The sequence below is a fragment of the Nocardiopsis sp. CA-288880 genome (assembly GCF_050955985.1).
GTDB lineage: Bacteria > Actinomycetota > Actinomycetes > Streptosporangiales > Streptosporangiaceae > Nocardiopsis > Nocardiopsis tropica.
Genome location: NZ_CP192105.1, coordinates 3,731,400 through 3,755,693 on the forward strand (window position 1 = coordinate 3,731,400; position 24,294 = coordinate 3,755,693).

23 protein-coding genes are annotated in these 24,294 nt (G+C 73.2%); 12 read left to right on the top strand and 11 right to left on the bottom strand.

The annotated features are described in order from the left end of the window. Positions 1 to 32: 32 nt before the first annotated feature. The 3 genes from ACQPYD_RS16405 to ACQPYD_RS16415 all read right to left on the bottom strand — a co-directional run bounded on the left by ACQPYD_RS16405 (position 33) and on the right by ACQPYD_RS16415 (position 2,268). On the bottom strand, positions 33 to 470 hold the full coding sequence (locus ACQPYD_RS16405) for a DUF3037 domain-containing protein (RefSeq protein WP_267944494.1): 438 nt from the start codon (positions 468 to 470) through the stop codon (positions 33 to 35). Further along, a complete protein-coding gene (locus ACQPYD_RS16410) occupies positions 467 to 1,234 on the bottom strand; it encodes a HipA family kinase (RefSeq protein WP_433701851.1) in 768 nt (255 codons plus the stop codon). The genes ACQPYD_RS16405 and ACQPYD_RS16410 overlap by 4 nt, the downstream gene beginning before the upstream one ends. 314 nt (positions 1,235 to 1,548) lie before the next feature. Continuing rightward, a complete protein-coding gene (locus ACQPYD_RS16415) occupies positions 1,549 to 2,268 on the bottom strand; it encodes a hypothetical protein (protein WP_433701852.1) in 720 nt (239 codons plus the stop codon). Between the two features lie 149 nt (positions 2,269 to 2,417). Between ACQPYD_RS16415 and ACQPYD_RS16420 the strand changes: the two genes are divergently transcribed. The 5 genes from ACQPYD_RS16420 to ACQPYD_RS16440 all read left to right on the top strand — a co-directional run bounded on the left by ACQPYD_RS16420 (position 2,418) and on the right by ACQPYD_RS16440 (position 7,135). Beyond that, the gene (locus ACQPYD_RS16420) at positions 2,418 to 3,485 is read left to right on the top strand and encodes an AAA family ATPase (RefSeq protein ID WP_433701853.1); all 1,068 of its coding nucleotides are present in this window, start codon (positions 2,418 to 2,420) and stop codon (positions 3,483 to 3,485) included. A gap of 4 nt (positions 3,486 to 3,489) precedes the next feature. Then, positions 3,490 to 4,458 (top strand): DUF58 domain-containing protein, encoded by a 969-nt coding sequence (locus tag ACQPYD_RS16425; RefSeq protein WP_433701854.1) that lies wholly within the window; start codon positions 3,490 to 3,492, stop codon positions 4,456 to 4,458. 77 nt (positions 4,459 to 4,535) lie between these two features. Further along, a complete protein-coding gene (locus ACQPYD_RS16430; protein ID WP_433701855.1) occupies positions 4,536 to 5,483 on the top strand; it encodes a VWA domain-containing protein in 948 nt (315 codons plus the stop codon). 141 nt (positions 5,484 to 5,624) lie between these two features. Next, positions 5,625 to 6,365, top strand: a complete 741-nt coding sequence (locus tag ACQPYD_RS16435) for an HAD family hydrolase (RefSeq protein ID WP_433701856.1) — start codon at positions 5,625 to 5,627, stop codon at positions 6,363 to 6,365. Then, positions 6,362 to 7,135 (top strand): NUDIX hydrolase, encoded by a 774-nt coding sequence (locus tag ACQPYD_RS16440; protein WP_433701857.1) that lies wholly within the window; start codon positions 6,362 to 6,364, stop codon positions 7,133 to 7,135. Before ACQPYD_RS16435 ends, ACQPYD_RS16440 begins: the two co-directional genes overlap by 4 nt. Positions 7,136 to 7,159: 24 nt before the next feature. On the opposite strand, the gene ACQPYD_RS16445 is transcribed toward ACQPYD_RS16440, so the two are convergent. Further along, a complete protein-coding gene (locus ACQPYD_RS16445) occupies positions 7,160 to 8,425 on the bottom strand; it encodes an APC family permease (RefSeq protein ID WP_433701858.1) in 1,266 nt (421 codons plus the stop codon). Between the two features lie 342 nt (positions 8,426 to 8,767). Then, positions 8,768 to 9,274: a dsRBD fold-containing protein gene (locus ACQPYD_RS16450; RefSeq protein WP_433701859.1), complete on the bottom strand. Its 507-nt coding sequence runs from the start codon at positions 9,272 to 9,274 to the stop codon at positions 8,768 to 8,770. A 140-nt stretch (positions 9,275 to 9,414) separates the two neighbouring features. On the opposite strand from ACQPYD_RS16450, the gene ACQPYD_RS16455 reads away from it, so the two are divergent. The 4 genes from ACQPYD_RS16455 (at position 9,415) to ACQPYD_RS16470 (ending at position 13,379) form a co-directional block, all read left to right on the top strand. Then, positions 9,415 to 10,071: a class I SAM-dependent methyltransferase gene (locus ACQPYD_RS16455; protein WP_433701860.1), complete on the top strand. Its 657-nt coding sequence runs from the start codon at positions 9,415 to 9,417 to the stop codon at positions 10,069 to 10,071. A gap of 122 nt (positions 10,072 to 10,193) precedes the next feature. Next, positions 10,194 to 10,754, top strand: a complete 561-nt coding sequence (locus ACQPYD_RS16460; RefSeq protein WP_267944504.1) for a TrmH family RNA methyltransferase — start codon at positions 10,194 to 10,196, stop codon at positions 10,752 to 10,754. A gap of 235 nt (positions 10,755 to 10,989) precedes the next feature. Beyond that, complete coding sequence (locus ACQPYD_RS16465; protein WP_433701861.1) at positions 10,990 to 12,372, top strand: hemolysin family protein; 1,383 nt, start codon at positions 10,990 to 10,992, stop codon at positions 12,370 to 12,372. Beyond that, complete coding sequence (locus tag ACQPYD_RS16470; protein WP_433701862.1) at positions 12,369 to 13,379, top strand: hemolysin family protein; 1,011 nt, start codon at positions 12,369 to 12,371, stop codon at positions 13,377 to 13,379. The genes ACQPYD_RS16465 and ACQPYD_RS16470 overlap by 4 nt, the downstream gene beginning before the upstream one ends. A gap of 301 nt (positions 13,380 to 13,680) precedes the next feature. On the opposite strand, the gene ACQPYD_RS16475 is transcribed toward ACQPYD_RS16470, so the two are convergent. The 3 genes from ACQPYD_RS16475 to amaB form a co-directional block, all read right to left on the bottom strand. Further along, a complete protein-coding gene (locus tag ACQPYD_RS16475) occupies positions 13,681 to 14,109 on the bottom strand; it encodes an organic hydroperoxide resistance protein (RefSeq protein WP_433701863.1) in 429 nt (142 codons plus the stop codon). A gap of 65 nt (positions 14,110 to 14,174) precedes the next feature. Beyond that, positions 14,175 to 14,666: a MarR family winged helix-turn-helix transcriptional regulator gene (locus ACQPYD_RS16480; protein ID WP_433701864.1), complete on the bottom strand. Its 492-nt coding sequence runs from the start codon at positions 14,664 to 14,666 to the stop codon at positions 14,175 to 14,177. Between the two features lie 150 nt (positions 14,667 to 14,816). Further along, a complete protein-coding gene (gene amaB, locus ACQPYD_RS16485) occupies positions 14,817 to 16,364 on the bottom strand; it encodes an L-piperidine-6-carboxylate dehydrogenase (RefSeq protein ID WP_433701866.1) in 1,548 nt (515 codons plus the stop codon). A 201-nt stretch (positions 16,365 to 16,565) separates the two neighbouring features. Here amaB and ACQPYD_RS16490 point away from each other — a divergent pair, with 201 nt between their 5' ends. Both ACQPYD_RS16490 and ACQPYD_RS16495 read left to right on the top strand, forming a co-directional pair. Further along, a complete protein-coding gene (locus ACQPYD_RS16490) occupies positions 16,566 to 17,660 on the top strand; it encodes a pyroglutamyl peptidase (RefSeq protein WP_433701867.1) in 1,095 nt (364 codons plus the stop codon). Between the two features lie 143 nt (positions 17,661 to 17,803). Next, complete coding sequence (locus ACQPYD_RS16495; protein ID WP_433701868.1) at positions 17,804 to 19,420, top strand: polysaccharide deacetylase family protein; 1,617 nt, start codon at positions 17,804 to 17,806, stop codon at positions 19,418 to 19,420. 149 nt (positions 19,421 to 19,569) lie between these two features. Here the strand turns inward: ACQPYD_RS16495 and ACQPYD_RS16500 are convergent, their stop codons facing one another. Next, positions 19,570 to 20,982 (bottom strand): aldehyde dehydrogenase family protein, encoded by a 1,413-nt coding sequence (locus ACQPYD_RS16500; RefSeq protein ID WP_433701869.1) that lies wholly within the window; start codon positions 20,980 to 20,982, stop codon positions 19,570 to 19,572. 59 nt (positions 20,983 to 21,041) lie between these two features. Here ACQPYD_RS16500 and ACQPYD_RS16505 point away from each other — a divergent pair, with 59 nt between their 5' ends. Beyond that, entirely contained in the window at positions 21,042 to 21,695 is a 654-nt protein-coding gene (locus tag ACQPYD_RS16505) for a TetR/AcrR family transcriptional regulator (RefSeq protein WP_433701870.1), read from the top strand. 167 nt (positions 21,696 to 21,862) lie between these two features. Here the strand turns inward: ACQPYD_RS16505 and ACQPYD_RS16510 are convergent, their stop codons facing one another. Both ACQPYD_RS16510 and ACQPYD_RS16515 read right to left on the bottom strand, forming a co-directional pair. Then, entirely contained in the window at positions 21,863 to 23,329 is a 1,467-nt protein-coding gene (locus ACQPYD_RS16510) for an aldehyde dehydrogenase family protein (protein ID WP_433701872.1), read from the bottom strand. 92 nt (positions 23,330 to 23,421) lie between these two features. Then, positions 23,422 to 24,270 carry an ABC transporter ATP-binding protein gene (locus tag ACQPYD_RS16515; RefSeq protein WP_433702072.1) on the bottom strand — a complete coding sequence of 283 codons (849 nt, stop codon included), beginning with the start codon at positions 24,268 to 24,270 and terminating at the stop codon, positions 23,422 to 23,424. Between the last annotated feature and the right edge of the window lie 24 nt (positions 24,271 to 24,294).

The following is a 24,294-nucleotide window of genomic DNA, read 5'->3' on the forward strand; positions in this document are numbered from 1 at the left end:
ATCGCCTGTGATGTCCGTTACCAACCCGTGCGTCACCGCACCAGACGATCCAACAACCTCTCCAACTCCGCCTCCGGATCCTCCGCCAACCCCCCGTGAATCGGCCCCGGCTGCACAACCGTGCTCCGCGGAGCGGTCAACCACCGGAACCTCTGCCCCGGCCGCTCACGCCCCGCAGCACCCGCCCCGGCACCACCCCGGCACATCGCCTCCACCGCCTCCAGCGCACGCCGCACACCGGCCACGTCCACCCCCGGCGACACCGCACGCAGACGCCCCTCGTCCAACGACCACCGTGCCGCCAGGAACCCCCGCTCCTGGCTGTACACGATCACACCGGCGTTCACGCACTCACCGCGCTCCAGACAGGGAACCACCCGCAACAACGCGTACTCGAACACCACCCGGTCACGCTCCACACCCACACGCCCCGTCGTCACCGCATCGCTGTAACGCCTCACGTCGCTCACCCCGCCACCCCCGGCAGCCACGAACGGTCGGCCACACGCGCCGACAGGTGCCTCACGTACGCCTCCCGCACGTCCTCCGGGGCGCCGAACCCCGGCTCGTCCACCAACCACTCGTCGGGCACCAGCCCCACCACACCCCGCAGCAGATCCTCGTCCACCAGGGGGGCGAACTCCTCGTCCGCCGCGGCCACGTCGGGCGAGAACCCCGACAGGACGTGGTCGGCGGCATCGTAGGCACGACCCACGAAGCGGTCCGCGCCCGACCAGTTGTGATGGAAGATCAGCGTCGCACCGTGGTCGATCAGATAGGGGCTCCCGTGCCACAGCAACATGTTCGGATTGCGCCACGAGCGGTCCACGTTGCCCGTGAGCGCGTCGAACCACAGGACCCGCCCGGCGAACCCCGGGTCCACCTCGAACGTCAAGGGGTCGAACCCGAGCGACCCCGGCAGGAAGTCCATCCCCAGGTTGAGCCCGCCGCTGGCCTTGAGCAGCGCCTGCACCTCCTGGTCGGGCTCACCGCGGGCGATCACCGCGTCGAACTCCACCAGGGCCAGCTCGGGGACCGGAAGCCCCAGGGCCCGGCCCAGCTCCCCGGCGACGACCTCCGCGACCAGGGTCTTGCGCCCCTGGCCGGCGCCGATGAACTTGACCACGTACATCCCCAGGTCGTCGGCCTCGACCAACCCCGGGAGCGAACCACCTTCGCGCAGCGCGAGCACGTATCGCGTCGCTATCACCTTTTTCAGCACGCGGACCAGCATAGGCACCGGCCCGCCGGCGCCCGGCCGCCGCGGCGCCCAGATCTCCGGTAGGAGGAGCGCGCCTCCGCCCTTCTCCGCCCACCGGCTCCCTCCCCCGCAGGCCCACTGAACGACACTGAACACGTTCCAGGCCCCTACTCTCCGACCGCGACACGCCCGACCTCTCCGGCGTCGGAAGTCTGAAAAGGGGGCGGCGTAGCCGCACGAATCAAGCTTTGTTTTTTCTGTTTTTATAGAAACAGATGCCCACCTTTACGACGTAGATTTTTATGATGGGGGAAGAAGGGGGCGCGGAATCGGTTCCGCGCCCCCGGTCAGAGGTTGTCCTCGGGCTGCTCGCCCCACTCCCCGTCGCCCTCCCCCGGCGTCGGTATCGGCTGGGAGGGTCCGCTCCCCCCGTCCTCGCCGGGGGTCGGCTGGGCCTCCTCCCCCTCGGTGCCCTCTCCGCCCTCCTCCTGTTCCGCCTCCGAGGGCTGCGCCGGCCCCGGCATCTCGGGCGGCGGGAACTGGAGCATCCACCAGTACAGGAGCGACACCAGCAGCAGGAGCAGCAGCAGGACCAGGCCCAGCCCGCCGATCAGCCACCAGTTGCCCCTCCCCGACTCCACCGCGCTGCCCCCGCGCGAGGCCCACGGCGCCCACCGCACCGCGGCGCCTCCCCGCGAGCCCGCCCAGTGCGGCATGACCACCGGCCCGTGCTCGGACACGCGGCCCGACCTGGCCGCCGACTCCAGGAAGTCCTCCGCGCCCCGGCCGGAGCCGTCGTAGGGCACCGCCACCCACAGGGGCGAGCGCCCGTGGGTGCGCGCCGCCACCACGTCCTCGCTCTCCCTGACCGCCTCCACGAAACGGGAGCGCGCCGAGCCGTCGCCGCCCGCGCCCGAGTCGAGCACGGCCACGCTGACCCGGTCCCCCGAACTGTCCCGTCCCAGGTACACCACGCCCAGGGAGGAGTCGCGCAACCTTCCCAGGAGGCGGTAACCGCCCAACTGACGCGGATCGCCCTCGTTCAGTCCCATCGTGGGAACCGCCATGTCACACCCCCTTTCCCGTCCCCACCCGGTCCGCTCCGCCGCGTCGTGTACCGGACTGGCGGCCGCGAAGCAGGTAGTGTCGCCACAGGTGAGTGATCCACAACCTATCCGGTGCCCCTCCCGGGGGCTCCCAGCCAGGAAGGCGGGACATGGCAGAAACCTCACCCGGAAACGGCTCAGCGCCCCAGTCGGGCTCCGAGAGCGCGCCGGGCGAGCCGACCAGGCTGCTGCGCGCGGCGCTGCACGAGGTGTCCACGGTCATCGTCGGCCAGGAACGCATGGTGGAGCGCTCCCTCATCGCCCTGGTCGCCAAGGGGCACTGCCTGATCGAGGGTGTTCCCGGCATCGCCAAGACCCTGGCCGTGTCCACCCTGGCCAAGGTCACCGGCGGCTCGTTCACCAGGCTCCAGTTCACTCCGGACCTGGTGCCCTCCGACATCGTCGGAACGCGCATCTACCATCCCTCCACCGAGAAGTTCGACGTGGAGCTGGGGCCGGTGTTCGCCAACTTCGTGCTCGCCGACGAGATCAACCGCGCCCCCGCCAAGGTCCAGTCGGCCCTGCTGGAGGTCATGGCCGAGCGGCAGGTGTCCCTCGGGGGGACGACCTACCCACTCCCCTCCCCCTTCATCGTCATCGCCACACAGAACCCGGTCGAGTCCGAGGGCGTGTACCCGCTGCCCGAGGCCCAGCGGGACCGGTTCCTGATGAAGGTCGACGTCGGGCACCCACGCGCGCACGAGGAGATGGAGATCCTGCGGCGCATGTCCAGCAGTCCTCCCACGGCGCACCAGGTCCTGGACCCGGTCACGCTGGGCGAGCTGCAGTCCGACGCCGAGCGCGTGCACGTCCACCAACTCATCGCCGACTACGTCGTGCGGCTGGTCATGGCCACCCGGGAGCCGGAGGCCTACCAGATGCCGGACCTGCGCCAGGTGCTGGAGGTGGGCGCCAGCCCGCGCGCCACCCTGGGCCTGGTGGCCTCGGCGCGGGCCCTGGCCCTGCTGCGCGGGCGCGACTACGTGCTCCCCGACGACGTGCGCGTGCTCGCCCACGACGTCATCGCGCACCGGCTGGTGCTCACCTTCGACGCCCTGGCCGACGGGATCACCCCGGCCCAGGTCGTCGACCGCATCCTGTCGACCGTCCTGGCGCCCCGCGTGATCTGGGACGAGCCTCCCAGCGGAGAGACCGCTTCCCTCGCCTCCCCGAGGTGACCCCTTGACCACTCCGGCGATCGGCACCGATCCCCGACTCCGCGCGGCACTGCGCCGCCTCGACCTGAACATCGTCCACCGGCTGGAGGGGCTGCTGCACGGCGAGCACCTCGGCCTGCGGCTCGGCCCGGGCTCGGAGGCCGCAGAGGCGCGCCTCTACCAGCCGGGTGAGGACGACGTACGGCGCATGGACTGGGCCGTCACCGCGCGCACCGACACCCCTCACGTCCGCGACCTGGTCGCGGACCGGGAACTGGAGAGCTGGACCCTGCTGGACCTGTCGCCGAGCATGGACTTCGGCACCGGCCTGCGCTCCAAGCGCGACGTCGCCGTCGGCGCGATGGTGGCGGCGAACCTGCTGACCCAGAAGGTCGGCGACCGGTTCGGCGCCCATTTCCTGCACCACGGCAGGATCCGGCGCTGGCCGGCCCGCTCGGGCAAGGAGGCGCTGCTGTCCCTCCTGGCCACGGTGGCCGCGGCCCCGACAGGCGACGAGCGCGCCCCCGCCGCCGACCGGGCGACCCTGGCCGACGCGGTCGCGGACCTGGTCCGCACCCGTCGGCGCCGGGGCCTGCGCGTGGTGGTGTCGGACTTCCTGGACACCCCGGCGTTCGGCGGTGAGATCGACTGGGAGCGGCCCCTGCGCCAGCTGGCCTCGCGGCACCAGGTGCTGGTGGTGGAGGTGGTCGACCCGCGCGAACTCGACCTCCCGGAGGTCGGGGACGTGACCATGCGCGACCCCCGGTCGGGCCGGGTGCGCGACGTGCGGCTGACGAAGGCGGTGCGCGAGCGCTACCGGCGGGCCGCCGCCGACCAGAGGACGGCGGTGCGCGACGCCCTGCGCCGGTGCGGGGTGCACCACCTCCTGCTACGAACCGACCGGGACTGGGTACTGGATACGGCACGGTTCGTCATCCACCAACGGCGCACCGCGCACCACCTGGCCCGCCACACCCCGGGGTCTCCCCGGTGAGAGCGGAGCACGATGGAACCGAACGAGGGCGCGGGACCGGACCCGCGGGACAGTGCCGACGCACGGGGGACTGAGCGATGACCTTCCTGGAACCCCAGCGGCTGTGGTGGCTGCTCCTGATCGTCGTGGTGGTCGGGGCGTACGTGTTCGCGCAGAAGCAGCGGCGCGAGTACACGCTGCGCTTCACGAACCTGGCGCTGCTGGACCAGGTGGCGCCGCACCGCCCCGACATCCGCAGGCACGTCCCGGCGGTGCTGTTCGTGTCCTCCCTGGCGGTCCTGATCGCCTCGATGGCCCTGCCGGCGATGCCGGTGGAGCAGCCGCGCGAGCGGGCCACCATCATGGTGGCCGTGGACGTGTCGCTGTCGATGGCGGCGACCGACATCGAGCCCGACCGGTTGCAGGCGGCCAAGGAGTCGGCGCAGGGGTTCGTGGAGACGCTCCCGGACAGGTTCAACGTGGGGCTGGTGGCGTTCTCCTCGACGGCGACGGTGGTGTCCTCGCCCACGCAGGACCACCAGGCGGTGATCGGGTCGATCGAGAACCTGCAGCTGGGGCCGGGCACGGCCATCGGCGAGGGGGTGTTCGCCTCCCTGGAGGCGATCAGCAGCTTCGACGAGGACTCCGAGGAGGACCCGCCCCCGTCGGCGATCGTGCTGCTGTCGGACGGGGAGAACACCAGCGGGCGCGACATCGTGCAGGCCTCCGCGACGGCGGCCGAGCAGGAGGTGCCGGTCTCCACGATCGCGTTCGGCACGGGGGCGGCGATGATCGAGATCGACGGGTACCAGGTGCCGGCCGACATCGACAAGGACGCGCTGCGCGGGCTGGCGCAGGAGACCGAGGGCCACTTCTACGAGGCGGAGAGCGAGACGGAGCTCAACGAGGTCTACGAGGACATCGGCTCGTCCCTGGGCACCGAGCTCGTCCACGAGGAGATCGTCACACGGTTCGTGCTGGTCGCGATCATCCTGGGGCTGGCCACCGCTCTCACGTCCCTGCTGTGGTTCCAGCGGCTTCCGTGACGTCGGCGGAGTTCGGAAACCGGTCGCAAACCAGGGCCTCGGTGACGTTGGTCACAACCCTTTAGGTGGGGTTTACACCATTTATGTTATGTCCAGGGGTTAGCGTTGGCATGTTTTGTCAGGCCACCCTGTTGAGGAACGATGCCGAACCTACCCGCACCGCCGACCGCCATCTGCTTCGATCTGGACGACACCCTCATCGACGACACCGGGGCCTCGTCCCAGGGGCTGCGCGCGGTCATGGAGCGGCTCGGACACACCGACTTCGGCGCGGCCCGCGCCCTGTGGGACGTGCAGACCGAGATCTCCTTCGCCGCCTACCTGCGGGGAAACCTCAGCCTGGAGCAGCAGCGCCGCGAGCGCGTCCGCGCCCTGGCCGTCCAGGCCGGGCACGCCGACATCGCCGACCAGCACTGCGACGACCTCTACCGGCTCTACCTGGAGGCGCACCGCTCCGCCTGGAGGGTCTTCCCCGACACCGTCGCCGCCCTCAACGCCCTGGGATCGGCCGGCTACCGCCTCGCCGTGATCACGAACGGGGCCGAGTCGCTCCAGCACGCCAAGCTGCAGGCCCTGGAACTGACCCCCTACTTCCACGCCGTCGTGTGCGCCGACACCGCGGGGGCGGGCAAGCCCGACCCGCGCATCTTCCACATGACCGCCCAGCGCCTGGGCGTGGACCCCGCCGCCTGCTGGCACGTGGGCGACCAGATCCAGTCCGACGGCGTCGGCGCGGTCGCCTCGCGGATGCGCCCGGTGCTGATCGACCGGCACGGCCGGCCGCGCGTCGAGGGCGTGACCACCATCGGCGGCCTCGACGAGCTGCTGCGCATGGTGGGCCTGGGCGCGCCCGGCCTGGCGCCGGCCGCGGGGTCCCTGTGACAGCAGTCCCCCCGGAGGCGCCCGCCCGGCGCGTCACCGCGCACCTGCTCACCGGGGGCCGCTCCGTCCTCGGCGCGCGCGTGCTGTTCGGTCAGGACCCGGCCGACGTGGTGCGCGAGCTGGGCGGGCTCTCCCCCCACACACCCCTGGTCGCGGTGGACGTGCTGACCGAACTGGTGCGGGCCCCCGACGGCACCCCCCTGCACGTGGAGCGGGTCGTCTTCGCCGAGGCCGGGGCCGCCCCGGCGGACGCCCCGCAGGGCGTACTGGCGCCCTCGGCCGCCGAGCTGCTGCCCGAGGAGGAGCTCCCCGAGGACACCCGTCCCCGCCTGCGCCGGTTCGCCTCCTACGGGATCGTCACCGACCCCGCCGGGCGCATCCTGCTCAGCCGGATCGCCGAGGGGTTCCCCGGCGGCGGCACCTGGCACCTGCCGGGCGGGGGCGTGGACGCGGGCGAGGACGTGCGCACCGCGCTGCGGCGCGAGGTGGCCGAGGAGACCGGGCAGGACGGCGAGGTCGGGGAACTGGTCACCGCCGCCAGCCACCACCGGGTCCCGCCGACCGGCTACGAGATCTACGCCGTGTGGGCCTTCTTCCGCGTGTACGTCGCGAACCCCGGTCCGGCCCGGGTGATGGAGGAGAACGGCTCCACCTCGGACTGCGGCTGGTTCGAGCCCGGGGAGGTGGCCGGGCTGCACCTGTCCACGACCGCCCGCAGGGGCCTGGCCCACGTGGTCGGGGGCGACGGCCGGTCGGCCCCGACCCGCTGAGGCGGCGCGTGCCGCCGGGGCCGGCTAGCGCAGCGTGAGCCTCTCGCGCAGCCACCACAGACCCGCTCCGGCGGCCAGGACCGCCATCCCGGTGATGACCGCCGGCAGCGGCAGGCTGCACGCCAGGACCACGCACCCCACCAGCCCGGTCAGGGGGACCAGCAGGGGCGGGCGGGTCTCCTCGGGGCCCAGCCTCAGCGCCGACGCGTTGGTGATGGCGTAGTACACCAGGACGCCGAACGCCGAGAAGGCGATCGCGCCGCGCAGATCGGCCGCCAGGACCAGGACGACGACCGCGGCCGCGACGGCGATCTCCGCGCGGTGCGGCACGCCGTGGCGCTCGTGGACCGCGGCCAGGGCGCGGGGCAGGTGCCCGTCGGAGGCCATCGCCGCGGTCGTGCGCGAGACCCCCAGGACGAGGGTGAGCAGCGCGCCCAGGCTGGCCACGGCGGCGCCCGCGGCCACCACCGGGACCATCCACGGGAACCCGGCCACCTGGACGGCGTCGGCCATCGGCGCGGCGCTGGTCGTGAGGCGCTCGCGCCCCAGCACGATCAGCAGGCCGGTGCCCACGACCAGGTACAGCGCCAGCACACCGCCCAGGGACAGGGCGATGGCGCGGGGGATGGTCGTCCCGGGGTCGCGGACCTCCCCGCCCAGTGTCGCCACCCTCGCGTACCCGGCGAACGCGAAGAAGATCATCCCGGCCGCGCCCAGCACGCCGAAGGAGCCGGGCCAGGGCCCCAGGCCGTCGACCTCGGCCACGGCCGCCAGCCGGCCGCTGAGCAGCATCGTGACGACGACGGCGGCCAGGACGGCCAGGACGGCGCCCAGCATGAGCTTGAGCACCAGGGTCGAACGTCTCAGGCCCCGGTAGTCGAGGGCTGTGACCGCGACGACCGCGGCCACAGCCAGGGGCTTCTCCCAGCCGGGCAGGACGTAGGCGGCGAAGGTCAGCGCCATGGCGGCGCAGGAGGCGACCTTGCCGACGACGAAGGACCAGCCCGCCAGGTAGCCCCACAGCTCCCCCAGCCGCTCGCGCCCGTAGACGTAGGCCCCGCCCGACTCGGGGTGGCGGGCGGCGAGCCTGGCCGAGGAGACGGCGTTGCAGTAGGCGACGGCGCCCGCGATCAGGATGGCCACGGGCAGCCACGCCCCCGCGCCCAGGGCCGCGGGGGCGAAGACGGAGAAGACGCCCGCGCCGAGCATCGAGGCCGCACCGATGGCGACGGCGTCGACGGTACCGAGGACCCTGGCGGGTCTGGCCTGGGGCCCGGAAGGGGTGGTCAACGGGGTCTCCTTGCGTGAGTACTCCCGGCTCGCGCCGGACGGCGACGCGCTTCTCCCCGGAGTTCCTCCGGCAAGAGCACAGCGGTACCTCGGAACGTGACGTCGGGCCTTGTGCTGCTCGGGTGATCCCGCCCCTCGTCGTCCGTTCCCTGGCGGGCACGACGAAGTCCCAGCCCGTCCGGGGCTGGGACGTCCCCCCGCCGAGGGGGCGGGAGTCGTGCCCGACTTCCGAGTGTGCCCGATGCCGGTGACCACCGGGTGCAAACCTCCTATGGCGGAGGTGGCCGGTTCCGGACCTGCGGGCGACCCGGGCGGGCGAGCGGCGGTCGTGCCTCCCGGGCGTCAGGTGGGACGCCAGGGGGTCCCGGTGTTGTCGTTGATGTCCTCCGCGGCGACCTGGCGGAGTTGGCGCGAGAGGTCGGAGAGCGCCCGCGAGACCGCGAGTTCCTCACCGATCTCCGGGACGTCGAGGTCGACGGGGTGCTTGCGCGACATGCCGTGTCCGCGCAGAGCCGTACCGTCGTCGGCCACCAGCCCGACCTCGGCCCAGGTGCGCGCGCTCTCGCCCTCGCTCTCCTCCTCGACGACGACGTCGACGTTCCAGCGCTTGGTCGTGTGCATGGCATCCGTCCCCTCTGCCTCCGCGCCCGTGCCGCCGGGCGGGTGTTCGATGTGGGCGTCCGGCCCCGGGTAGACCAGGGCGTCGTGCCCGCCTTCGGCGTCGGACCAGTGCACCTGGTACGGGGGCGACCCGCCCGCCCCCCGGAGCCCGGTGACGACGCCGGTCCTGCGGTGGGCGTCGTCGCGCGGGCTCTCCACCACCAGTCGGTCCCCTACCTCTGCTCGCATGGGATACCCCACAAACCTCGGATACCTCCATCTTCCGCACTGTCCCGGGCACGGTCTCCGGGATTGGGGATTTCGTTCCCCCGGGGAGGTGAGGTTTTTGCCGGTACGCGGCGCGCCACGGGCCCTGGTAGCGTCACGGCGTGGCCCAGCACTACTTCGACTCCGACCCCGACGCCGCCAGCCGGCCCTCCACCGCGGACCTGGTCCTGCCGGACCTGCACCTGCGCCTGAACACCGACCGGGGCGTCTTCTCCCCCGACAAGGTCGACCTCGGCACACGCGTGCTCCTGGAGACGGTCCCGGCTCCACCGGCGGGCGGGCGCCTGCTCGACCTGGGGTGCGGCTACGGCCCCGTCGCCCTGACCATGGCCTCGCGCGCCCCGGGCGCGACCGTGCTGGGCGTGGACGTCAACTCCCGCGCCGTGGGCCTGGCCCGGCGCAACGCCTCCGACCACGGAATGGACAACGTCCGGTTCGCGGTCGTCTCCCCCGAGGGCGAGCCGGTGCCGGAGCCGGACGGGGAAGGGGCTCCCGCGCCCCTGGCCGGGGACCTGCTCGGCCCCTTCGACGCGCTGTGGTCCAACCCGCCGATCCGGGTGGGCAAGGGCGTGCTGCACGCGATGCTGCGCACCTGGCTCGGCCGGCTCTCCCCCGAGGGCGTGGCCCACCTCGTGGTCCAGCGCCACCTGGGGTCCGACTCGCTCCAGAAGTGGCTGGACGCCGAGGGCCTGCCCGCCGAACGGGTGGCCTCACGGGCCGGCTTCCGGGTCCTGGCCGTGCGGCGTTCGGGCGACTGAGAGACGTTTTGCCTGGATGTGTCAGGGGTCATGCGTGCACGCGGGCCCGCTGACCGGTAGCCTGTTGCGAACATCCGCACACCGGGACCGCCCGGGTACACCCGCTGAGGAACACACCGCAGTTGAGCACGCAGTTGCGCCCCACCGACGTCAAACGCCTCAACCGTGAATGGCGCCGGCGCACCGAGGGGCGACTCGCCCTCATCGTCGAATCCGTCACCCAGCCCTTCAACCTGGGATCGATCCTGCGCACCTGCGCGACCTTCGGGGTGGACCAGGTCTGGCTCACGGGCAACAGCGCGGACCCCGACGACCCCAAGGTCGGCAAGACCGCCCTGGGCACCGCCGCCAAGGTGAGCCACACACGGCTCTCCTCGACCGCCGAGGCCCTGTCCGCGGCGCGGGCCGACGGCTACAAGGTCGTGGCCGTCGAGCTGGCCCGGGGCGCGGTGCCGCTGCACGCGGCCCCCCTGGAGCCGGACGTGTGCCTGGCCGTCGGCGCCGAGGACCACGGCTGCTCCCCCGCCCTCCTGGCGGGCGCGGACGCCGTCACCTACATTCCCCAGATCGGGCGGGTGGGATCGCTGAACGTGGCCGTCGCCACCTCGATCGCCCTCGCCGAGGCCCGCCGTCGCGAGTGGGTCTCCTTCGGCGAAGAGGCCGACGCTCCCGTCGGGAGCTGAGCGTCCGGGAACTTTCCCGGCGGCTTTTTCGTCATTCCATCGCAGTACCAACACCAGTCACACACTCAACGCGTGTCAGCGCAGAGAGAGGAACAGTGGACCCGTCCCGAAGTACCAGCAGCATCCCTCACGGATGCTGTGACCCAGACCTCGACGAGCCTCCTTCTCCGAAGGGCGCGCACCCTCGTAGCAACCAGGATCCGACCACGAGCCGGAACCAGGCGGTGCGTGCCCGATGATGAGCACAGTACTCAGTATCGTCTTCGGATTCCTGGTGGTCTTCCTGATCACCGTGGCGACGGGCTACTTCGTCGCCCAGGAGTTCGGCTACATGGCCGTGGACCGCTCGCGCCTGCGGGCGAGGGCCGCGGCCGGTGACGCAGGGGCCAAACGGGCCCTGGACATCACCAACCGCACGTCGTTCATGCTCTCCGGCGCCCAGCTGGGCATCACCGTGACCGCCCTTCTGGTGGGTTACGTGGCGGAGCCCATGATCGGCCAGGGCATCGGTGAACTCCTCGGCGGCGTCGGGGTGCCCACGGGCGCCGGCGTCGCGATCGGCACCGTTCTCGCCCTCGTCTTCTCCACCGTCATCCAGATGGTCTTCGGTGAGCTCTTCCCCAAGAACCTGGCCATCGCCCGGCCCGAGCCCGTGGCTCGCTGGCTGGCGCTGTCCACGGGGATCTACCTCAAGATCTTCGGGCCGGTGATCTGGCTCTTCGACCAGGCCGCGATCCTGCTGCTGAAGGCGGTGCGGATCGAGCCGGTGGAGGACGTCCAGCACGCGGCGACCGCCCGCGACCTGGAGAGCATCATCGCCGAGTCCCGCGAGAGCGGGGACCTGCCCGCCGAGCTGTCCACCCTGCTGGACCGGACCCTGGACTTCCACGAGCGCACCGCCGGGCACGCGATGATCCCGCGTCCGGAGGTCACCACCGTGGAGGAGGGCGACCCGGTCAGCCGGGTCGTCGAGCTGATGGCCTCCGACCACTCCCGCTTCCCCGTCCTGGGCGACGGGGTGGACGACATCGTGGGCGTCATCTGCCTGCGGGACGTGCTCGCCCAGGGCGACCGCGACCTGTCCGACGTCAAGGTCAGCGAGGTGGCCCGGGAGACCGTCATGGTTCCCGCGTCCCTGCCGCTGCCCGTGCTGCTGGACCAGCTGCGCGAGGCGGGCGAGGAGTTCGCCTGCGTCGTGGACGAGTACGGCGGCCTGGCCGGGGTCATCACGACCGAGGACCTGGCCGAGGAGCTGGTCGGCGAGATCGCCGACGAGCACACCCCGGAGGAGGAGTCCCCGTCCTACCTGGACGGCGAGGGCTCCTACCTGGTCCCCGGCGCGCTGCACATCGACGAGGTCGAGCGGCTGATCGGGCACGACCTGCCCGAGGGCGACTACGAGACCGTCGGCGGACTGGTCATCCACGAGCTGCACCGGCTGCCCGAGACGGGCGACCGGGTGGACATCGCCCTGCCCCGTCCGCCCAGCGCCCATGACGGCGACCCCGACATGGCGCTGACCCTGATCGTCAACACCGTGCAGAGGCACGTTCCGCACACCGTGGAGCTGCGTCTGCGCGAAGCGGCCGAGAACGGCGCCGAGGAGGTGCGCGCATGAGTGACATGAACGTGTGGGTGGCCCTGGCGGTGACCGCGGTCATCATCGCGCTGAGCGCGTTCTTCGTGGCCATCGAGTTCGCCCTGGTGGCGGCCCGCCGCTACCGGTTGGAGGAGGCCGCGGAGACCAGTGCCTCGGCGAGGGCGGCGCTCAAGAGCGCCCGCGACCTGTCGCTGCTGCTGGCCGGATCGCAGCTGGGCATCACGCTGTGCGCCCTGGCGCTGGGCGCGATCTCCAAGCCCGCGGTCCACCACCTGCTGGAGCCGCTGTTCGGCGGCCTGCCCAGCACGGTGGGGTACGTGGTCTCGTTCGTGGTGTCGCTGATCATCGTGACCTTCCTGCACCTGGTCGTGGGCGAGATGGCGCCCAAGTCCTGGGCGATCTCCCACCCGGAGAAGTCGGCCATCCTGCTCGCCCTGCCGATGCGGGCGTTCATGTGGTTCACCCGCCCGGCCCTGCTGATGCTGAACGGCATGGCCAACTGGTGCCTGCACCGGCTTGGTGTGGAGGCCGTGGACGAGATGTCCTCGGGCCACGACCCGGACGACGTGCGGGAGCTGGTGGAGCACTCCGCCAAGGCGGGCGCCCTGGACGCCGAGAGGCGCGACCAGCTGGCCACCGCCCTGGAGGTGAACTCCCGCCCGCTGAGCGAGATCGTCACCCGGCGCGAGGAGATCGCCTCGGTCGCCCCCGAGGACGGGGTCGAGGTCATCAAGCAGGTGTCGCGCAGCTCAACTCACCTGAGGCTGGTGGTCATGGACCGCGAGGAGCCCGTGGGCGTCCTGCACGTGCGCGAGGCCCTGACGAGCCCCGCCGGGACGACCGCGGCGGACCTGATGCGCCCCGTGCTCACGCTGCCCTCGGGCACGCCGATGTACGCGGCGATGAGCATCATGCGGGAGAGCCGCAGCCACCTGTCGCTGGTGGAGGAGGACGGCGAGGTGATCGGCCTGGTCACCCTCCAGGACATCCTGGACCGCCTTCTGCTGCTGGAGACGGCCGCCTGACGAGGGCGGGGCCGGCGCCCGAAGGGGCCGGGAGGGACCGTGGGGTCCCTCCCGGCCCCTTCGCACGGGCGGGTCTCCGCGGAGGATGCGCGTCCGCACGGCGGCCGGGCGGACGCGTGAGGGGGAGGGCGCTCGTGCGCCCTCCCCCTCTTCGCGGATCGTGCCGGGCACGGCGGCCGGGGTTCGCCCTCCGCCGCTCTCCCCTGCCCGGGGCGCGTGCGGGCGTCGAACACCGGCCGCGGGTGCGGGACCGCCGGGGTCGGGCCCCCGCCCCGTCCCGGCCACGCCCCCGGTCGGCGCGTTAGGCGGTCTTGACCACCAGGTCGACCTCGATGTTGCCGCGCGTGGCGCGGGAGTAGGGGCACATCTGGTGGGCGGCCTCGACGAGCTCCTCGGCCTTGGCCTGCTCCACGCCGGGGATGGTGACGGTGAGCTCCACGGCGATGTCCAGGCCCTCGTCGGACTTGCCGAGCGTCACCTGGGCCTCGATGAACGAGCCCTCGACGTCGGTCTTGGACTGGCGGGCCACGTTCTTGAGCGCGCCGTGGAAGCAGGCGCCGTAGCCGACGGCGAAGAGCTGCTCGGGGTTGGTGCCGAGGCCGTCGTCGCCGCCCACGCCCTTGGGCACGGACAGGTCGACCGCGAGGCGCCCGTCGTCGGTCTTCCCGCTGCCCTTGCGGCCCTCGCCGGTGACGGTGGCGTTGGTGGTGTACATGGCCTTGTATGCCATTGCTTGCCTCTCTCCCGGCTCCGCACGCGCGGAGCCAACAGTGGTGGGTTTCTTCCGGTGCGTGGTCAGGTTCCGGGCGCGTCGGCCGTGTCGCACGGGGCGCGCCTGCTCGCGGCCGTCTCCACCGAGAAGGTGAGGCGGCCGAGCGCGTCCCGCAGCTCGCGGGCCTGGGCGGCCGTCAGGTCCGTGGCGCAGACCAGTCGGCCCGGGATGTCCGTCGCCCGCTCCCTCAGGGCGAGGCCCTGCGGGGTGGCGGTGACGCGGACGACGCGCTCGTCGGTGGTGCTGCGCTCCCGGGTCAGCAGCCCCGAGGCCTCCAGCCTGCGCAGCAGGGGGGAGAGCGTGCCCGAGTCCAGGTGCAGGGCGCGGCTGAGCTCCTTGACCGTGAGCGTTCCGCGTTCCCACAGGACGATCATCACCAGGTACTGGGGGTAGGTGAGTCCCAGGTCCCCCAGCAGCTCCCGGTACAGCCCGGTCAGGGCCCGGGAGGCGGTGTAGAGGGAGAAGCACAGCTGGTTGTCCAGCGCGAGGGGGTCGCCCTCGTCGGGATGCGCCACGGTGTTCCCTCCTGCCTCGCGGGGGCCCGCGTCTGCGGGCTTGCCGGTGGCACCACCGTAGCAGAATTCAGTTGTGCGCAACATGGTTGACCACAACTTTTTTCGCGGGGCCGCGCCCGCGCCCCGCCACGGGGCGCGGGCGCCGGCGTGTCACAGGAAGCGGACCCCCTGGGCCAGGGGCAGCTCGCCGCCGTAGTTCACGGTGTTCGTCGCCCGGCGCATGTACGCCTTCCAGGAGTCCGAGCCCGACTCGCGGCCGCCGCCGGTGTCCTTCTCACCGCCGAAGGCGCCGCCGATCTCCGCGCCGGAGGTGCCGATGTTGACGTTGACGATCCCGCAGTCGGACCCCGCCGCCGACAGGAACCGCTCGGCCTCGGCCTGGTCCTGGGTGAAGATCGCCGACGACAGCCCCTGCGGCACGCCGTTGTGCAGCTCGACCGCCTCCTCCAGCGTGCTGTAGGCCAGCACGTACAGGACGGGCGCGAAGGTCTCCTCCCGCACCACCTCGGTCTGCGCCGGCATGCGCACCACCGCGGGCTCCACGTAGTAGGCGTCCGCGGCGGCCTCCTCCCACCTGCGGGCGCCGCCCACCAGCACCTCGCCCCCGTCGGCCTCCGCGCGCTCCAGCGCGGCCCGCATCGCGGTGTGGGAGCGCTCGCCGATCAGGGGGCCCACCAGGGTCGACTCCTCGAAGGGGTCCCCGATGCGGTCCCGCAGCTGCTTGTAGGCGTCCACGACCCGCCGGGCGACCTCGTCGGCCACGTCCTCGTGCACGATGAGCCGCCGCAGGCTCGTGCACCGCTGCCCCGCCGTCCCCGCCGCGGCGAACACGCTCCCGCGCACCACCAGGTCCAGGTCGGCGGACGGGGCGACCACGGCCGCGTTGTTGCCGCCCAGCTCCAGCAGGTAGCGGCCCATCCGCGCGGCCACGCGCGGCGCGACGGCGCGGCCCATCGCCGTCGACCCGGTCGCCGACAGCAGCGCCACCCGCCCGTCCTCCACCAGGGCCCCACCGACCTCGCGGCCCCCCAGCACCAGCCGGTGGACGTCGGCGGGCGCGCCCACGTCCTCCGCCGCCCTCATCAGGAGCCCGTGGCAGGCGAGCGCGGTGAGCGGGGTCAGCTCCGAGGGCTTCCACACCACCGTGTCGCCGCACACCAGCGCCACACAGGTGTTCCACGACCACACGGCCACCGGGAAGTTGAACGCCGTGATCACACCGACCACGCCCAGGGGGTGCCAGGTCTCCATCAGACGGTGGCCGGGCCGCTCGGAGGGCATGGTGCGGCCGTACAGCTGCCGGGACAGGCCCACCGCGAGGTCGCAGATGTCGATCATCTCCTGGACCTCGCCCAGGGCCTCGGAGTGGATCTTGCCCGCCTCCACGGTCACCAGCGCGGCCAGGTCCGCCTTGTGCTCGCGCAGGAGCTCGCCCAGCCGGTGCACGAGCCGGCCCCGCACGGGCGCCGGGGTGTCCCGCCACTGCGACGTGAAGGCCTCGTGGGCGGCGGTGACGGCCCGCTCGGCGGAGGCCGCGGTGTCGAACTCGACGGGGAAGAGGATCTGTCCGGTGATCGGCGTCCTGGCCACCCCGGCGGCCCCGACCGGTTCGCGCAGCCGCTCGACGCCGCACCGTCCCAGGGCCTCCCTCGCGCGCTCGGCGAGTCGCTCGGTGTCGGGGAGGGCGGAAGTGTCCATGTGTTTCTCTCTCCGTTGAGAGGGCCTGCGGTCACCACACACCCTGCCAAGTCCGAGCCGCCCGGTCCAGCCCCCGGGACCCGTTCCGGGACGCGCCGCGCACCCCTGCCACAGCGGGGTTCGGGCGACGTTAGACTCGGCTGGCTCCACCCCCCGGATCCCCGCACACGCCAGCCCCGCCTTCCGACAGACAGCGACCCCGTGCACCACGACACCACGCCCGAAGAGGACCGCGCCGGACTCCCCGAGCCCCGCCGCATCCTGGCCCGTTCCGGTTTCGGCGCAGCCGAACCCCTGTTCAGCGCCGACCTGCGCGCCGCCGCCGACCTCGCCCAGGCCCGCGAGGCGGTCTCCGCACACGCCTCCCGCCTGTGGACCGAGGCCACACGCACCGACGTCGACGGCCCCGACGACCGCCCCCCGTACTGGGCGCGGCTGGTGCTCGCCGCCCGCCTGCGCACCTGGAGACCGGGGTTCGCGCTCTCCGAGGCCGAGCGCGCGGACCTGCTGCACCTGCTGGAGACCGGCTCGCGGGGGATCACCGACCTCGACTTCCCTCCGGGCGAGCGGTGGATCCGGATCGTCGTGACCGGTTTCGACCCCTTCCGCCTGGACGAGGACCCGGGGTGCTCCAACCCGTCGGGGGCCGCCGCCCTGGACCTCAACGGATGGACCTTCCCCGTGGGCGGGCGGACCGCCGTGGTGCGCACCGCGGTGTTCCCCGTGCGGTGGGCGGACTTCGACGCCGGACTGGTGGAGGAGGCCCTGGCCGAACAGCACGGGCGCGCCGACGCCGTGGTCACCCTCAGCCGGGGGCGCCCCGGACGGTTCGACATCGAGGAGTGGAACGGGATCTGGCGCGGAGGGGGGCCGGACAACGTCCGCGAGGTCCGCACCGGCCGGGCCCCGGTGCCCGGACCCGACGCGCCGGAGTGGACGCGCTCGTCGCTCCCCGGTGCCAGGATCGCGGAGGCCGCCGCGGGGCGCCCCTACCCGGTGGTGGTCAACACCGCGGTCACCGAGGTCCCCGCCGGGGCCGACGAGCAGAGGGAGCGGCCCGACGGCCCCAGCGAGGGCTCCGCCGCGCGCCGCGGGGGCGGCGGGAACTACCTCTCCAACGAGATCGCCTACCGCAACACGCTGCTCCGGGACCGCTCCGGGTGGGAGGTCCCGGCCGGGCACGTCCACCTGCCCGAGGTCGCGGACCCGGGCGAGAACGCCGCGGTCCTGGCCCAGGTGCGCGAGATCGTGCGCACCGTGGCCGAGGTCGCGGGGGCCGCTCCCCCGACGGCCTGAGGGGTCGGCCGACGGGGCCGCGGAGGCGTTCACGGTCCCGTTCGGCCTGGTGAGTGCATCGAATTGGCCAATTCGGCACCCAGAGTGCCCCAGGAGACGCGCGGTGGTCCTTCCCCGGCCGGGCCCTTCGATATGGTCCCCCCGTGGCTGTCACCTCACTGCGAAGAAATCTCTCTGTCAGCGCTGCCCTGGGCCTGCTCCTGGTCCCGGGCTGCCATGCCGCGGACCAGGCGCTCCCGTACGCCGAGGCGGTCCGCACCCCGGTCGACGAGATGCCCGGCCTGGAGTCGGAGACCCTGTCGGTGACCACCGACCACAGTGTGGTGAGTTACCGGTATCCGCTGCTGGGCGGCGCGCCCGCGCTCATGACCGAGCTCCGCACCTCCATGGCCGAGCGGCAGACGGCCTTCCTGGAGGAGCTTCCCGGGGGCGGCACCCCGGAACTGCACCAGGACGTGGCCCTGCTGGCCGCCTCCTCCGAGGTCGTCGGGCTGCGGCTCACCGCGACCGCCTCCGCGGGGACCAACGACACCTTCGACGCGCGCAGCCTGTGGTACGACGTCGCCGGGGAGAGGATCCTGCCCTGGACCTCGCTCTTTCGCGACGAGGCCGCCATCGAGCAGGCGCACCTGGAGGTGGCCGGGATCCTGGAGGACAGCTACCGCCTCCCGGTCCAGGAGATGCCGGGCCTGGTCGGCGAGGTCGCCGCCCGGGCCGCGCAGAACGGGGAGGAGGGCGCCGACACCGCCGCCGCCGACGGCGCCCCGTCCCCCGGGGGCGACCCCGACGGCGGGTCGGACGGGGGCGGCGATCCCCTGGACCTGGCCGACCCGGAGCAGGCCGCGGAGGCCGCCGAGCGCTGGGCGGGCTCCCCTCTGGAGGACCTGGCGTTCAGCACCGCGGGCGGCCTGGCCGTCCGCATGGAGGCGGCCGACGTGCCGGGCGCGGGCAGCGTCGACGAGGTGCTGCTGCCGGTGGAGCCCGGGGAGGCCGAGGAGCTGCTGTCCGAGCTGGGCTACCACGCCCGCGAGGCCGCGCTGGGCCGGAACACCGCCGACGAGGACTTCCCCCTGGGCGGGGGGCTGAGCGCCCGGGCCGGCGCCCTGGACTGCGAGCGCCTCAAGTGCGTGGCCCTGACCTTCGACGACGGGCCCGGCGAGCACACCGACGAACTCCTGGACATCCTCGCCGAGTACGACGCCCGCGCCACCTTCTACGTGCTGGGGTCCCTGGTGGGCGAGTTCCCCGAGCCCCTGGAGCGCATGGCGGCGGAGGGGCACGAGCTCGGCAACCACACCTGGAAGCACGACGACCTCGCGGGCATGTCGGGCGAGGCGGTGCGACGGGACATCGAGCGCACCAACCAGGCCGTGAAGGAGGTGACCGGCTCCGACCCGCCGACCATCCGCCCGCCCTACGGGTCGCTCAACGGCACGGTGCGCGAGGCCGTCGAGCAGCCGCTCATCCTGTGGGACGTGGACACCCTGGACTGGCAGAGCCGCGACACCGGCGCGATCAGCGAGCACGCGCTGGAGCACTCCGTGCCCGGCAGCGTCGTCCTCTTCCACGACATCCACGAGACGTCGGTGCGGGCCATCCCGGACGTGCTCTCGGGGCTGCACCGGGAGGGCTACCACTTCGTGACGGTCACCGACATCTTCGGCGCGGACGCGCTCACCGCGGGCAAGGTGTACACCGACGCCCAGCCCGCCGGCCAGGACGACGAGGACGGGGAGGACGGGGACGGCGGCGAGGACTGATCCCCGGGGGGCGCGTCCGCGGCCCGGTCCGAGCCCCCACGGGGACCTCGGACCGGGCCGCCGGCGCGTGGCGGGCCCACGGCGGCGGGGCACGGGCCGCGCACCCGCCGCCGTGGAGTGCCCGCGGGGCCCCGCCGGCCCGGCCCCGGTCACAGGAGCTTGCGGAGCAGCTTCTCCTTGACGCCCGTGATGGGCGCGTAGGCGACCTTCATCGTGTCCATGAAGAGCGACTTGTCGAGCACCGACTTGGTGTGCGAGAACGTGTCGATCGAGGCCGCCGAGTGGTAGGCGCCCATGCCGCTGTCCCCCACGCCTCCGAAGGGCAGGCCGGGGACGGCCAGGTGGGCGATGGGCAGGCCGAACGCCAGGCCGCCCGAGGAGGTCTCGGTCGTCAGGCGCCGCTTGGTCAGGTCCGAGGCCGTGAAACCGTACAGCGCCAGCGGCTTGTCCCGCTCGTTGACGAAGGCGATCGCGGCGTCCAGGTCCGGCACCCGGACGACGGGCAGGATCGGCCCGAAGATCTCCTCGCCCATCACGGGCGAGTCGGGGTCGACGTCGCCCAGCACCGTGGGGGAGATGTAGAGCCGCTTGCGGTCGCGCTCTCCCCCGGCCGTCACCGTCCCGCTCTCCAGCAGGGCGGACAGCCGGTCGAAGTGGCGCTCGTTGACGATGCGTCCGTAGTCGGCGCTGCGGGAGGGGTCCTCGCCGAACATCTCCGTGATGGCGGCCGCCAGCTCCCGCTGGAGGGGTTCGGCGGTGTCCCCGATCGCGAGCACGTAGTCGGGGGCCACACAGGTCTGGCCCGCGTTGGTGAACTTGCCCCAGGCCAGGCGCCGTGCGGTGACCGCCAGGTCCGCGCCGGGCTCGACCACGGCCGGGCTCTTCCCGCCCAGTTCCAGGGTGACGGGGGTCAGGTGCTTGACGGCCGCGGCCAGGACGATGCGGGCCACCGCGCCGTTGCCCGTGTAGAAGATGTGCTCGAAGCGCTCCTCCAGCAGGGCGGTGCTCTCGGGGATGCCGCCCTCCACCACCGCGATCGCCTCGCCGTCCAGGTACCGGGGCACCAGCTCCCCCAAAGCCGCCGAGGTGGCCGGGGCGAGCTCGCTGGGCTTGACCAGGGCCGCGTTGCCCGCCGCGATCGCGCCCACCAGGGGCGCCAGCGACAGGTTGACCGGGTAGTTCCAGGGCGCGACGATCAGCACGGTGCCGAGCGGCTCGCGGACCTTGCGCGCCCTGGCCGGGGCCAGGGCCACCGGCACCGGCACCCGCTGCGGGCGCAGCCACGACGCCAGGTGCTTGAGCGTGTGGTCGATCTCGTTGACCACGAAGCCGATCTCGGTGGTGTGGGCCTCCACCGGGCTCTTGCCCAGGTCGGTGTACAGGGCCTTCTCCAGGGTCGGCCGCTCCTCGGTGAGGAGGCGCCGCAGCGCGCGCAGCTGGGCGCGCCGCCACGCGATCGGCTTGGTGCGTCCCGACGCGAACGCCGAGCGCAGCCCTGCCACGATCGGCGGGATGTCGGTGGTCAGGGTCAGCGGTTCGGCGGGGGTGTCGGTTGTCGTCATGAACCGATGGTAAACGAAAGTGTTTCGTTTCCAACAGGGCGCTCGCATAGGATTCCGGTATGACCACCGACCATCTGCCCGACGTCTCCCGCACCCCCCGCCGGGGGCGCCCGCGGGACGCCGCCCGGGACCGCGCGCTGATGGACGCCACCCTCGCCGAACTCCAGGCCAACGGCTACAGCGGCCTGACCACCGCGGCCGTCGCCAAACGGGCCGGGGTCTCCACCGCCACCCTCTACCGCCGCTGGCGCTCCAAGGAGGACCTCGTCGTCGGCGCCGCCCGCGCCTGGGCCGAGGAGCTGGGCCCCGACCGCGACACCGGCGACCTGCGCTCGGACCTGAGCGCCCTCCTGCACGACAAGGCCGCCGCGCTGGACGGGCCCTCCGGACGCCTCCTGCGCGCCGTCCTGGGCGAGGCCGCCCACAACCGGGCCCTGGCAGACGTGCTCGTGGAGCAGTTCGTCATGCCCCTGCAGGAGCGGGTCGGCGCCGTCCTGGACCGGGCGGCCGGGCGCGGGGAGATCCCCCCGGTGGAGGACGCCCTCGTGGTGGGGGAGATGGTCATCGGGCCCATGGTGAGCCACACCTTCCTCATCCCCCACACCCCGGGGTCACGACCGGGCGTGGACATGGCGGAGCGGCTGCTCCCCTATCTGCTGAGGGCGCTGGGAGCGGTCTCCGCATCCGTGCCGGAGGCCGCCGCGCGGGAGTGAGGGGCGCGGGCCCTCGGAGGGCACGCGGCGCCCGCCTGCTCCGCCTCGGCGCGGACGGCGAGGGGCGCGGGCGCGTGGCGCGCTCCCCCGCCCGCAGGCCCCGGGGCCCGGCCGCCGGGGACCGGTGGGGGCTCCGAGAGCCCCGCGCCCCCGCCGCCGGTCCCGGGTCAGAACGGGTAGCGGGCCGGGTCGGCCTGCATCGTCACCCACTGGGTCTCGGTGAACGCCTCCAGGTTGGCGCGGGTGCCGCCGAAACGGGACCCCGTCCCGGAGTCGCCCACACCGCCGAAGGGGGCGACGGCCTCGTCGTCCACGGTCTGGTCGTTGATGTGCACGATCCCGCTGGGCACCCGGTCCGCGATCTCCATGCCGCGCATCGGGTTGCGGGTGAGCACGCCCAGGGACAGGCCGTACTCCGTGGAGTTGGCCAGCTCCACCAGCTCGTCCACCGAGGAGAAGCGCACGACCGGGGCGACCGGCCCGAACACCTCCTCCGCGTAGGCGGGGGTCGCGGCGTCGACCCGGTCCAGGACGGTCGGCCGGTAGAACAGCCCCTCGTAGGTCCCGCCGGCGCGCAGCTCGGCCCCGTGGTCCACGCTGCCCGTGACCAGCGCGTGGATCTTGTCGCGCTGCCCGGCGTCGATGACCGGTCCGAGCGCCGAGCCGTCCGACTCGGCGTCTCCCACGGTCAGTGCGTCCGCCCTGGCCGAGAGCCGGTCCACGTAGGCGTCGGCGACGGACTCGTGCACCAGGTGGCGGCCGGCGGTCATGCAGATCTGCCCCTGGTGCAGGAACGAGCCCCAGGCGCCGACGGAGGCGGCCGCGTCCACGTCCACGTCCACGTCGTCCAGGACCACCAGCGGCGAGTTCCCGCCCAGTTCCAGGTGGACCCGCTTGAGGTGGCGCCCGGCCGCCTCTCCGACCCTGCGCCCGGCGGCGGTGGACCCGGTGAAGGAGATGACCCGCACGTGCGGGTCGGCCACCAGGGCCTCCCCCGCAGCGGCCCCTCCGGGCAGCACCTGGAAGACGCCCTCGGGGACACCCGCCCTGCGGAAGACCTCGGCCATGACGGCGCCCCCGCAGACCGCGGTGCGCGGGTCGGGCTTGAGGATCACGGCGTTGCCGACGGCCAGGGCCGGGGCGACCGAGCGGATGCCCAGGATCAGGGGCACGTTGAACGGGGCGATCACACCGACCACCCCGGCCGGCACCTGGCGGGAGAAGCTCAGCCTCGGCTTCCCGGTGCGCAGGATCTCGCCGTGCGGCTGGGAGGCCAGGGCGGCGGCCTCGAAGCACTCCCCCGCGGCCACGTGCACCTGGAAGCCGGCCATCCCGGCCGCCGCGCCGCCCTCGCGGCGCAGCCACCCCATGATCTCGCCGGCGTTGGCCTCCAGCAGGTCTCCGGCGCGGCGCAGGACGGCGGCCCGCTCCTCGAAGGAGGCGGCGGCCCACCCCCTCTGGGCCAGGGCGGCCCGCGCGGCGGCGTCGCGGACGTCGTCGGCGTCGGCGATGCCGGTGCGTCCCAGCACCTCCCCGCTCGACGGCGAGACCACGGGGGCGTCACCGCCCTTGGCCGGGGTCCACGCCCCGGTGAAGACGGCGGAGGCGAACTCCTCGGAGGCGATCAGGGTCACGGTGTGTCTCCTTCGACGGTTTCCCGCGCGTGCGTGCGGGAGCGGTTCGGTGGGGCCGGTGCACGGGACCGGCGCCCGTGGACGGTGGGCGGTCAGCCCGCCGGGGCCCCGCCGGCGACCGGGTTGCCGTCCCGGCCCCCAGTCTGGTCCCGCGGGCGGCCGTCCGCCCCCGCGACGCCCCTCTTCGCCCTCTGGATCTCGGCGTAGACGCGGGTGCGCAGCTCGGTGAAGCGACCGTCCCGGCGGGTGGTGAGCTGGTCCCGCCGGGCAGGCAGGTCGACGGTGACGTCGTCCTGCACCACGGTCGGCGAGGAGGAGAGCACGAGGACCCGCTCCCCCAGGTAGACGGCCTCGTCGATGTCGTGGGTGACGAACAGGACGGTGACCCCGAGGCGCTTCCAGAGCGCGCGGATCAGGTCCTCCAGGTCGGCACGGGTCTGCGCGTCGACGGCGGCGAAGGGCTCGTCCATGAGCAGGACCTTGGGCTCGTAGGCGACGGCGCGGGCGATGGCCACCCGCTGCTGCATGCCGCCGGAGAGCTGCCAGGGGTAGGCGTCGGCGGACCCGGCCAGCCCCACCGCCTCCAGTGCCTCGCGGACGAGTCCGGTGCGCCGCTCCGCGGGGAGCCTCTTCTGCTTCAGCGGCAGTTCGACGTTGGCGCGCACGCTCATCCACGGGAAGAGGCTGCGCCCGTACTCCTGGAAGACCACGGCCATGTCGGGCGGCGGCGCGGTGACGGGGCGGCCTTCGAGCTCGACGGTGCCGCCGGTGGGCGGCATGAGCCCGGCGATGCACTTGAGCAGGGTGGTCTTGCCGCAGCCGGAGGGGCCGACGAGGCAGACGAGCTCGCCCTCGGCGAGTTCGAAGGTGAGGTCGCGGACGGCCTCGACGGCGGCGGCTCCCCCGTCGTAGACCTTCCGGAGGCCGGTGACCTTGAGCATGGTGGGGCGTTCTCCCTCGTGGTC